At 55.7% G+C, this 9,643-nt stretch carries 10 protein-coding genes; 6 read left to right on the forward strand and 4 right to left on the reverse strand.

Going from position 1 to position 9,643, the window contains the following annotated elements:
* Nucleotides 1-256: 256 nt before the first annotated feature.
* The gene (locus tag A6R74_RS20850) at nt 257-1,984 is read right to left on the reverse strand and encodes an SLC13 family permease (protein WP_064236399.1); all 1,728 of its coding nucleotides are present in this window, start codon (nt 1,982-1,984) and stop codon (nt 257-259) included.
* A 185-nt stretch (nt 1,985-2,169) separates the two neighbouring features.
* Here A6R74_RS20850 and A6R74_RS20855 point away from each other — a divergent pair, with 185 nt between their 5' ends.
* The 5 genes from A6R74_RS20855 to A6R74_RS20875 all read left to right on the forward strand — a co-directional run bounded on the left by A6R74_RS20855 (nt 2,170) and on the right by A6R74_RS20875 (nt 7,263).
* Complete coding sequence (locus A6R74_RS20855) at nt 2,170-2,910, forward strand: helix-turn-helix domain-containing protein (RefSeq protein WP_064236401.1); 741 nt, start codon at nt 2,170-2,172, stop codon at nt 2,908-2,910.
* Between the two features lie 42 nt (nt 2,911-2,952).
* A complete protein-coding gene (gene cysD / locus A6R74_RS20860; protein WP_064236403.1) occupies nt 2,953-3,855 on the forward strand; it encodes a sulfate adenylyltransferase subunit CysD in 903 nt (300 codons plus the stop codon).
* Nucleotides 3,855-5,759, forward strand: a complete 1,905-nt coding sequence (gene cysN / locus A6R74_RS20865; RefSeq protein ID WP_064236404.1) for a sulfate adenylyltransferase subunit CysN — start codon at nt 3,855-3,857, stop codon at nt 5,757-5,759. The genes cysD and cysN overlap by 1 nt, the downstream gene beginning before the upstream one ends.
* Nucleotides 5,760-5,850: 91 nt before the next feature.
* A complete protein-coding gene (cysQ, locus tag A6R74_RS20870; RefSeq protein ID WP_064236610.1) occupies nt 5,851-6,624 on the forward strand; it encodes a 3'(2'),5'-bisphosphate nucleotidase CysQ in 774 nt (257 codons plus the stop codon).
* 138 nt (nt 6,625-6,762) lie between these two features.
* The gene (locus A6R74_RS20875; protein ID WP_064236405.1) at nt 6,763-7,263 is read left to right on the forward strand and encodes a hypothetical protein; all 501 of its coding nucleotides are present in this window, start codon (nt 6,763-6,765) and stop codon (nt 7,261-7,263) included.
* Nucleotides 7,264-7,265: 2 nt separating this feature from the next.
* Here the strand turns inward: A6R74_RS20875 and A6R74_RS20880 are convergent, their stop codons facing one another.
* The gene (locus A6R74_RS20880) at nt 7,266-8,039 is read right to left on the reverse strand and encodes a hypothetical protein (protein WP_064236406.1); all 774 of its coding nucleotides are present in this window, start codon (nt 8,037-8,039) and stop codon (nt 7,266-7,268) included.
* Nucleotides 8,040-8,096: 57 nt separating this feature from the next.
* Between A6R74_RS20880 and A6R74_RS20885 the strand changes: the two genes are divergently transcribed.
* Nucleotides 8,097-8,333: a hypothetical protein gene (locus A6R74_RS20885; RefSeq protein WP_125410308.1), complete on the forward strand. Its 237-nt coding sequence runs from the start codon at nt 8,097-8,099 to the stop codon at nt 8,331-8,333.
* Between the two features lie 181 nt (nt 8,334-8,514).
* On the opposite strand, the gene A6R74_RS20890 is transcribed toward A6R74_RS20885, so the two are convergent.
* Both A6R74_RS20890 and rfaH read right to left on the reverse strand, forming a co-directional pair.
* Complete coding sequence (locus tag A6R74_RS20890; protein ID WP_064236408.1) at nt 8,515-9,024, reverse strand: REP-associated tyrosine transposase; 510 nt, start codon at nt 9,022-9,024, stop codon at nt 8,515-8,517.
* 72 nt (nt 9,025-9,096) lie between these two features.
* Nucleotides 9,097-9,618, reverse strand: coding sequence for a transcription/translation regulatory transformer protein RfaH (rfaH, locus tag A6R74_RS20895; RefSeq protein WP_064236409.1), 522 nt, complete (start codon nt 9,616-9,618; stop codon nt 9,097-9,099).
* Between the last annotated feature and the right edge of the window lie 25 nt (nt 9,619-9,643).

Consider the following 9,643-nt stretch of genomic DNA (forward strand, 5'->3'; position numbering starts at 1 on the left):
TACGTGCCACGGCCATGTGCATAACGTGCACACTCCCTTGGCATCCCCTCCTGCATGTGCAAGCGTGATTTAGTAGCGCGTGGTAAGCCTACGGCGCACCCGCGGAAGCGGTGCTGGGGTTGGGTTTTGTGCCCTTGGGCGTCGTTCCGACGCCTTTCGCGGGTGCGCTGACGCTTACGCCGCGCTACGAAAACCCTCACACCTCAACACTCACACCTCAACACTCACACCTCAACACTCACACCTCACCACTCACCTAAAACGGAAACACCAGCGGTGTAATCAGCAGTACCGCCGCTGAATAGGTTAGGCTGACTGGCAAACCGATCTTTAAAAAGTCGGTGATGCGGTAGCGCCCTGGTGAATAGACCATCAGGTGGGTCTGGTAGCCAAACGGGATTAGAAAGCAGGCGCTGGCGCCGTAGGCTACGGCCATGACAAACGGCAGCGGGTCGGCGCCAAAGGCGTTGGCAGTGCTCCAGGCGACTGGAAAGGCGAGTGCGGCAGCGGCGTTGTTGGTTACGGTTTCCGTGAGTAGCAGCGTCAGTAAGTAGCAGCCAATGAAAGCAGCATAGATACCGTAGCCGCTGAACAGCCCCTGCATACCGCTTGCTAGCAAGCCCGCCGCGCCTGAGTTTTCCAGCGCTTGGGCAATCGCTAACGCCGATCCAATAATCAGCCATAGCTCGAACGGGAAACGGCGGCGCAGCTCCGCCAAGCTGATCACTTTCATCAGCAGTAGCCCGCCCAGCAGTATCAGCAGCCCGTGGAACAGTGGCAGCAGATTGGTGGTGGCTAGGGCGATCACCGCTGCAAAGCCGCCCACGGTGAATAGACTCTCTTTATAACTCAATTGAGGCCGGGTGAAACTGCCGCTGAGTAAGTGGAAGTTGCGGTCTAGGTTGCGGTGTTGCCGGAAATCAGCGCTTACTGCTAACAGCAAACAGTCCCCCACGCGAAGCGGGATTTTCCCCAGTTGCCCCTCCAAACGTTTTTCTCCCCGCCGTATACCCACCACCCCCGCACTGAACATGCTGCGAAAATCCACATCCTGCAGGGTTTTACCTGAAAGCTCTGATTCGTGGGAAATCACCACCTCTACCAGATTCGTCGCCAGCAGATTATCGGCCTGATGGCCGAATAGCTGCAGCCCTGGAAAACGCTGCAGCGCCTGCACCTTGCCGACTTCTCCCGTGAACACCAGGGTGTCATTGGCAAGCAGCTGTTCGTCTGGCGCCACGGGGCTAATCAGTCGACCTTTGCGCTCTATTTCCAACAAGTAGAGCCCCTCCAGGCTGCGCAGGCCGTTCTCTTCGATGGTTTTGCCGATCATCGGCGAGTCGGGTTCCAGGTCGGCCGCTAGAAAGTAGGAGAGCTTTTCGCTGGTGTCTTCGAGCTGGTGGTGTGGAAGGGCATTAGCGCGCCACATTAGAACGCATAAGGTCACCAGCGCCACGGGAATGCCCACTAGGCTGAACTGGAACATGCCCAGCTCGCTGCCGCTGGCGCTTAAGTTAAACGAGTTCACCACCAAGTTGGTGGACGTACCCACCAGGGTGGTAATGCCACCCAGGATGGAGGCGTAAGAGAGCGGGATTAGTAGCCGTGAGGGCGCGATACGCTGCTGGCGCGAAATAGCCCCGAGAAATGCAGCCACCACGGCGGTGTTATTTAAAAAGGCGGAAAGCACCGCCGTGCTGCCCATTAGTCGTGCCGTTGCCAGCCGGGGGTGGCCTTTTAATAAGTGGCGCGATAGCCAGTCCAGCAGAGGCGAGCGTTCTAGCGCTAGCGATACCAGCAGCAAGAGCAGCAGCGTGGCGAGTGCTGGGTTGGTGTATTGGGTGAGTAGGGTGGCGGTGTCGACAAACCCTAGTAGCAAAAAAATGGCGGCTAACGTAACAAACGCAATGGCGGGCTTTACGCGCCCACTGATTAACAGTGCTAATAAAATCGTAATAGAAAACAGAACGGCCCAGGGGGTCATGGTGGGTCCTTAAAATGCGTTAACTTCATGGTTCACTTGCTGGATTTTACGCAGGCTTTTATGATGGTGTCTAATGAATGACGATTTTTGACGCTTTGATTCTTTAAAAGCGTATTTAATACAGGTGGTTAGCGTTAATATTGAGCATTAAACATTTATCGCCTGAAAGGCTCAATGAGCGCCGTATGCAAGCTGTGAAGCTTCGTTTGGATGGGTTGACGGTGCCATTGGTCAGCCAGCAAACCGGGCTTTCTGCCCCTACCATCTCGGCTGCCTGGAAGGCGTTTCGTGAAGGGGGCTGGGCGGCAGTGCCGGTTCGGCCCCGTGGCCGTTTAAAAGGGCAGGCCAACGTGCTTGATAGCGCTATTCAACAGTGGCTTTGGGAGGCGCTGTATACCCAGCCCCCTGCGGGAAAACCTGGCTGGAGCAGCGCTGACTTGGCTGCTTTTTTACGCGATGAACACGGCGTCGAGTTGACCCAGCGTGGCATTGAACATTGGTGGGAAAACCAAGGTCTGAAACATGAGCCATGGCCGTTAAGCACCTTGGCTAAGCAGCGCTCCCAGCGGGGCCGGTGGTATCGGCAGGCGGTGGCGCCACAGTTTGATAGGTTAGGAGGGGCCGACCAGCGTTGGCAGGGTGGTGTGCGCCGAGTGGCGCATCCACAGGGTTCGGTTTATCAGCTCTATTTGCATGGCCTGCGTGGACGGTTGTGGATGCGCTGTTTTAAGCGCCCGCCTTTGGCAGATGATTATCTAGCCGTTATGCAGACACTGATTGGCAAGAGTGAAGAAAATAAAGGGCCAATCGCCTTGGTATTTCATGGCGCTTGGTTGTCAGCCAGCCCGGAAGTAACGGCTTGGCTGACGCAACAAACGATGTTTTGGTTAGTGCCGGTACCTGCCGATATGGGCTTGGCTTCCTAGCACTTGAGAGCATATTTTTTCACACAATTGTTGGGATAGATGATGACATCACTCACCCATTTACAGCGACTGGAAGCGGAAAGCATTCAGATCATGCGCGAAGTGGTTGCCGAGACTGAAAACCCGGTAATGCTTTACTCCGTTGGTAAAGACTCCGCGGTCATGCTGCACCTGGCCCGCAAGGCCTTTGCGCCTTCGCCGCCGCCGTTCCCGCTGTTGCACGTTGATACCCGCTGGAAGTTCCGGGCCATGTATGAATTCCGCGACAATATGGCGGATGAGATTGGTATGGATCTGCTGGTGCACATCAACCCGGAAGGGGTTGAGAAAGATATCAATCCGTTTACCCATGGCTCGGCTATCCATACCGACATCATGAAAACCGAAGGCTTGAAGCAGGCGCTGGATAAGTACGGCTTTGATGCAGCTTTCGGTGGCGCCCGGCGGGATGAAGAGAAATCACGCGCTAAAGAGCGTATTTTCTCGTTCCGCACCGCACAGCACCGCTGGGATCCGAAAAACCAGCGCCCCGAGCTATGGAAGCTGTATAACACGCGTAAAAATGGCAAAGAGTCGATTCGTGTGTTTCCGATCTCCAACTGGACCGAGTTGGATATCTGGCAGTACATTTACCTGCAGAATATTCCCATTGTTCCGCTTTACTATGCCGCCGAACGGCCAGTGGTTGAGCGCGATGGCGCGCTAATTATGGTCGATGACGAGCGCATGCCGCTAGAGCCGGGTGAAGTACCCATGATGCGCAAAGTACGCTTTCGTACCCTCGGCTGTTACCCGCTAACTGGCGCAGTTGAATCAGAAGCGGACACCTTGCCTGCCATTATTCAAGAAATGCTGCTGACCAAAACATCGGAACGCCAGGGTCGAGTGATTGATAGCGATAGCGCGGCCTCCATGGAGAAGAAGAAGCAAGAGGGGTATTTTTAATGTCTCACTCATCTGACCTGATTGCTGAGGATATCGAAGGCTACCTGAAAGCCCACGAGCACAAGGGCTTGCTGCGCTTTATTACCTGCGGCAGCGTCGACGACGGTAAAAGTACTCTGATTGGCCGCTTGTTGTTTGAGTCCAAGTTATTGTTTGAAGACCAACTGGCCGCGATAGAAGCGGACTCGAAAAAATACGGCACCCAGGGCGGCGAGATGGATTTTGCGCTGCTGGTGGATGGTTTGGCCGCCGAGCGGGAGCAGGGCATTACCATTGATGTGGCGTATCGGTTCTTCTCGACCGAGAAGCGCAAGTTTATCGTAGCGGATACCCCAGGGCACGAGCAGTACACCCGCAACATGGTGACTGGGGCTTCCACCGCTGATGCGGCTATTTTGATGGTCGATGCGCGCCACGGTATTTTGACCCAAACCCGTCGCCATAGCTTTTTGATGTCGTTGATGGGTATGCGCCACTTAGTGGTGGCGATTAACAAGATGGACTTGGTCGACTACTCCAAAGCACGTTTTGACCAGATTGTTGAGGAGTACCGCGCTTTCGCCAAACAGCTGGGTCTGGAGAACATCACCTTCATTCCCATGTCGGCGCTGAAGGGCGACAACGTCATTGAGCACAGCGCTAAAATGCCCTGGTATCACGGCACAACGCTGCTGGGCTACCTGGAAACCGTCGAGCTGGATGCGGAACACCTTCAGCGCTCGCATTTCCGCATGCCGGTGCAGTGGGTCAATCGCCCCAACCTGGATTTCCGTGGTTTTACCGGTATGGTGTCCAGCGGTGTGGTACGCCCCGGCGACCAGATCCGCGTTCAGCCTTCCGGTAACACTAGCACTGTCTCGCGGATTTATACTCTAGATGGCGACTTGGAAGAGGCCGTTGCCGGTCAGTCGATTACGCTGCTGCTAGACGATGAAATCGACATCTCCCGTGGCGATGTGATTTCCGGCGTTGACCAGCCAGCTCACACCGCCGACCAGTTCGAAACCACCCTGGTGTGGATGCACGAAGCGCCGCTGTTACCGGGCCGCCCTTACTTGATGAAGCTGGGCACCCAAACGGTTTCGGCGACCGTCACGGATATCAAATACCAGGTCAATGTAAATACCCTGGAACACACTGCGAGCAAGCAGCTTGATCTGAACGGTATTGGTATTTGTACCCTAAGCCTTAACCGTGCCGTTGCCTTCGATGCCTATAAAGACAACCACGATACCGGTGGCTTTATCCTCATCGACCGTATGACCAACAATACGGTTGGTGCAGGCATGCTGCACTTCGCCTTGCGGCGCAGTCAGAATATCCATATGCAGCATGTGGATATTGATAAGCAGGCGCGTGCATTGGCAAAAAGCCAGAAGCCCGCGGTACTTTGGTTTACCGGACTTTCCGGGGCGGGTAAATCGACCATCGCTAACCTGGTCGAGAAAAAGCTCTTCGCCCACGGCCAGCATACCTATTTGCTGGATGGCGATAACGTGCGCCACGGTTTGAATCGTGATTTGGGCTTTACCGACGCTGACCGGGTGGAAAACGTTCGCCGGGTGGCGGAAACCGCCAAGCTGATGGTGGATGCCGGGCTGATTGTGATGTCGGCGTTTATCTCGCCTTTCCGCAGTGAGCGCCAGTTGGCGCGGGATCTGTTGGAAGCGGGCGAGTTCATCGAGATTTTTGTCGATGCACCGCTGGATGTCGTAGAGGCGCGTGACCCGAAGGGCCTCTACAAAAAGGCCCGCCGTGGGGAGCTGAAAAACTTTACTGGCATTGACTCTACCTATGAAGCCCCCGAAGCGCCGGATGTTCATTTGAAAACATCCGAAATGGACGCAGAAGAAGCAGCTGACGCCGTGATCGCAGCACTACGTGAACGCGGAATGATTAGCTGATTTGAGTGCTCTAGCTGTCAGGTGGTGGCGAAGTTGGCCGCTACTTGGCAGCTTTTTTTATGCAAGGAATAAAGCTATGTCTGCTAACCCAATGACTGTTATTGATCAAGCCCTGTTGGATGCCGTTGAAGGTATCGCTCGTGAAGCGGGCGATGCCATTATGAGCGTTTACGCTCGCGAGTTCAGCGTGGAAGAGAAAGAGGATAAAAGCCCGCTGACCGAAGCGGATAAAGCGGCACACAACGTTATTGTGCGCGGTCTGCAGGCGCTACCAGTGCAGATCCCCATCCTTTCTGAAGAGGATATTGAAGGTTTTGCCGGTGCTGATGTTGAAGGCCGCTACTGGTTGGTCGACCCGTTGGATGGCACCAAAGAGTTCATTAAGCGCAACGGTGAGTTCACTGTCAATATTGCTCTGATTGAAAACGGTAAGCCGGTGCTTGGCGTGGTAACTGCCCCGGCGCTTGACGTTGGCTACGTGGCCGCACAAGGGCTGGGCGCGTTTAAGGTGGAAGCCGATGGAAGCCGCAAAGCTATTGCCGTGGCAGGTAAGCCAAAAGAGGGTGTCACTTGGCGAGTAGTGGGAAGCCGTTCGCACCCGAGCCCTGATTTGGCCGCGTGGCTGGAACAGCTGGGTGAGCACACCATGCTACCTATGGGCAGTTCGTTAAAGCTTTGCATCATTGCCGAAGGTTTTGCCGATGCTTACCCTCGTTTAGGCCCCACCTGCTTGTGGGATACCGGTGCCGCCCACGCGGTAGTGCTTGAAGCAGGCGGCCGGGTAGAAACCCTGGAAGGCACCCCGCTTAGCTACGCCACCCCCAGTGAAAAGCTTAACCCCTATTTTGTGGTGTGGGGGTGCTAGGTTCAGTGCGGCCGACGCTGCCATTGCGGGTTCGCCGCCAGTAAAGGGACGCTAGTATCGCTTTTGTATCGATCATAAAACCTAAACTGATGCTATGTTTGAAGTCGGGCGGGGCTTAATAACAAAGGGAAAATGGGAATGGTACAAAAAATAATGGTACAAAAAATAAAGCTAACCACTATTTTGACCGCTACGGCTCTTGCTCTGCTGTTATCTTCCTCTGCTTTGGCGGAGGAAGTGTTTAGCGAGACAGCAACCGGTATGGTAAATGCCGCTGTTCAAGCGATCTGCGATGGTGATAAAGACAGACACCTTGCAATGCATCAACGGAAAATTGAACCCGATCCATATTATGACGAAAAGTTTTCTGCCTTCCATGAGGCATGTAAAGAGAACGGCATCACGGATATTGAAATAATAACCGAGCTTGATGATGCATTAATGCAAGAGCAAAAGCGTCGCTTTCATATTGATGCAAACATTCTTATGGGAGACGGGGCATTGTACGCAACCACGTTTCGAGTGGTTTGGGGTGCATTCGGGGCCCCTGCGGGCAGTAATCCTGTTGAGGCGTGGAGGTTGGGTGGCCTTAGTAGAGTAGAAGTACCCATCCTTAGAGACGTCCAGGCTGGGGATTAGTTTTAATTTAAGGTCGTTACCGCCGTTCCTTGATTGCCATTAATTTTTTTCGAGCACAAAGCTACGGTATGTGCTCGAAGTTGAACCTTTGGATTTTCGTAGCGCGGTGTAAGCGTCAGCGCACCCGCGGGAGCAGCGCGCAGCGGTGCCGGGTTTGATTCGTTGGGCATTGTTAGTTGGGTGCCCCAGGGCGTCGTTCCGCCGCCATTCGCGGGTGCCTCATTCGCTCGTGCCTCGCGAGATTCGTTACCACGCGCTACGGTACGTGCTCGAAGTTGAACCTTTGGATTTTCGTAGCGCGGTGTAAGCGTCAGCGCACCCGCGGGAGCAGCGCGCAGCGGTGCCGGGGTTGGTTCCGTGCCCTTGGGCGTCGTTCCGCCGCCTCCCGCGGGTGCCTCATACGCTCGTGCCTCGCGAGATTCGTTACCACGCGCTACGGTACGTGCTCGAAGCTGAACCCTTGGATTTTCGTAGCGCGGCGTAAGCGTCAGCGCACCCGCGGGAGCAGCGCGCAGCGGTGCCGGGTTTGATTCGTTGGGCATTGTTAGTTGGGTGCCCCAGGGCGTCGTTCCGCCGCCATTCGCGGGTGCCTCATTCGCTCGTGCCTCGCGAGATTCGTTACCACGCGCTACGGTACGTGCTCGAAGCTGAACCTTTGGATTTTCGTAGCGCGGCGTAAGCGTCAGCGCACCCGAGGGAGCAGCGCGGAGCGTTGCCGGGGTTGGCTTGTGTGGGCAGTGTTGGTAGGTTGCCCCAGGGCGTCGTTCCGCCGCCATTCGCGGGTGCCTCATACGCTCGTGCCTCGCGAGATTCGTTACCACGCGCTACGGTACGTGCAAGAGATTGATTTTGTTGGTTTTGTAGCGCGTGGTAAGCCTCAGGCGCACCCGCGGGAGCAGCGCGAAGCGGTGCTGGGGTTGATTCGTTGGGCATTGTTAGTTGGGTGCCCCAGGGCGTCGTTCCGCCGCCATTCGCGGGTGCCTCATTCGCTCGTGCCTCGCGAGATTCGTTACCACGCGCTACGGTATGTGCTCGAAGTTGAACCTTTGGATTTTCGTAGCGCGGTGTAAGCGTCAGCGCACCCGCGGGAGCAGCGCGCAGCGGTGCCGGGTTTGATTCGTTGAGCATCGTTAGTTGGGTGCCCCAGGGCGTCGTTCCGCCGCCATTCGCGGGTGCCTCATTCGCTCGTGCCTCGCGAGATTCGTTACCACGCGCTACGAAATGTGCACCCACTTGAATGCGTTTCCGCCTTTAGTCCCAATTCATGTCGGCGACATCGGGTACTTGTTGGGTGCCCCAGTCGGGGGCGTACCAGCCTTTTTGTACGCATTGCCGAAAGCTTGACCATTCCCAGTCGCGGGGCGCGTTAGCCCAGCCGTGTTTGACGGGGTTGTAATGGATGTAATCCATATGCCGCTGCCAATCGTTTTCGTCGCGAATCACGTGTTCCCAGAAGCCGCGCTGCCAGGCGTTCTGGGTGCCGGGCGGAAATAAAAATTCTTGAGAGGCGTATTTTTTGATGTCCCGCCAGCGCGAGGAGTAATCGGCGTCGCCTTCGGGCAGTGTCCATAGGCAGTGGAGGTGGTCGGGGAGGAGTACAAACGCATCCATTACGAAGGGACGCTCTTCTCGAACTCTGCGAAACGCACGCCCGAGGGCTTCAATATTGAGGCGATCCGCCAGCATGGGTTGTCGTGCGTAGGTGACGACGGTAAAAAAGTAGCAGCCGCCAGGTACAAGCGCGCGTCGATAGGTTGCCACCCTTGCCTCCATGCAGAATGATTGGGCTATAAAAACCTATCGTAGCGCATCGTTATGGACGGCAAAGCGTCGTTACGACTTGCTTAAGGTGGCTAGCGGTATTTCCAGATGCTGTGGCCGGTTGAGTACATTGAGCAGCACGATGGCGCGTTCTTCGCCTTTAAGACGGGTAAAGATGGCTTCCAGGTCTTTGAAGGGGCCGTCGGTGATGGTGACTTTTTCGCCGGCACTAAAATAGCTGTGAATGCCTTCCTGTCGGTGCGGCTGGGCGCGCAGGGTTTCCACAAGCTGCGCGGGCACGGCGACGGGCCTATCGCCGAAGGTAAGCAGGCGCAGGACGCCGCGGGTGGAGCGAATCGGTCGCCAGTTGCTGACCAGTTGATCCAAATAGATAAACAGGTAGTAGGGGAACAGCGGTTCGATCACCGTGGTGAGCTTGCCCTGGCGCTTGCGTTGGCTATTCAGCACTGGGTGAAACACCTCGTAACCTTGGTTGGCGAGGTGTTCAGCGGCGCGAAATGACTCGCCCCCTTTGCACTGGATAACGTACCAGGCGGGCGTTGCTGCACTTTCCTGGTCGTTGTAACCGTCCATGCCATCATCCTTGCGTCTAAAAGTG

The organism is Halomonas sp. ALS9, from assembly GCF_001651035.1.
Taxonomy (GTDB): domain Bacteria; phylum Pseudomonadota; class Gammaproteobacteria; order Pseudomonadales; family Halomonadaceae; genus Vreelandella.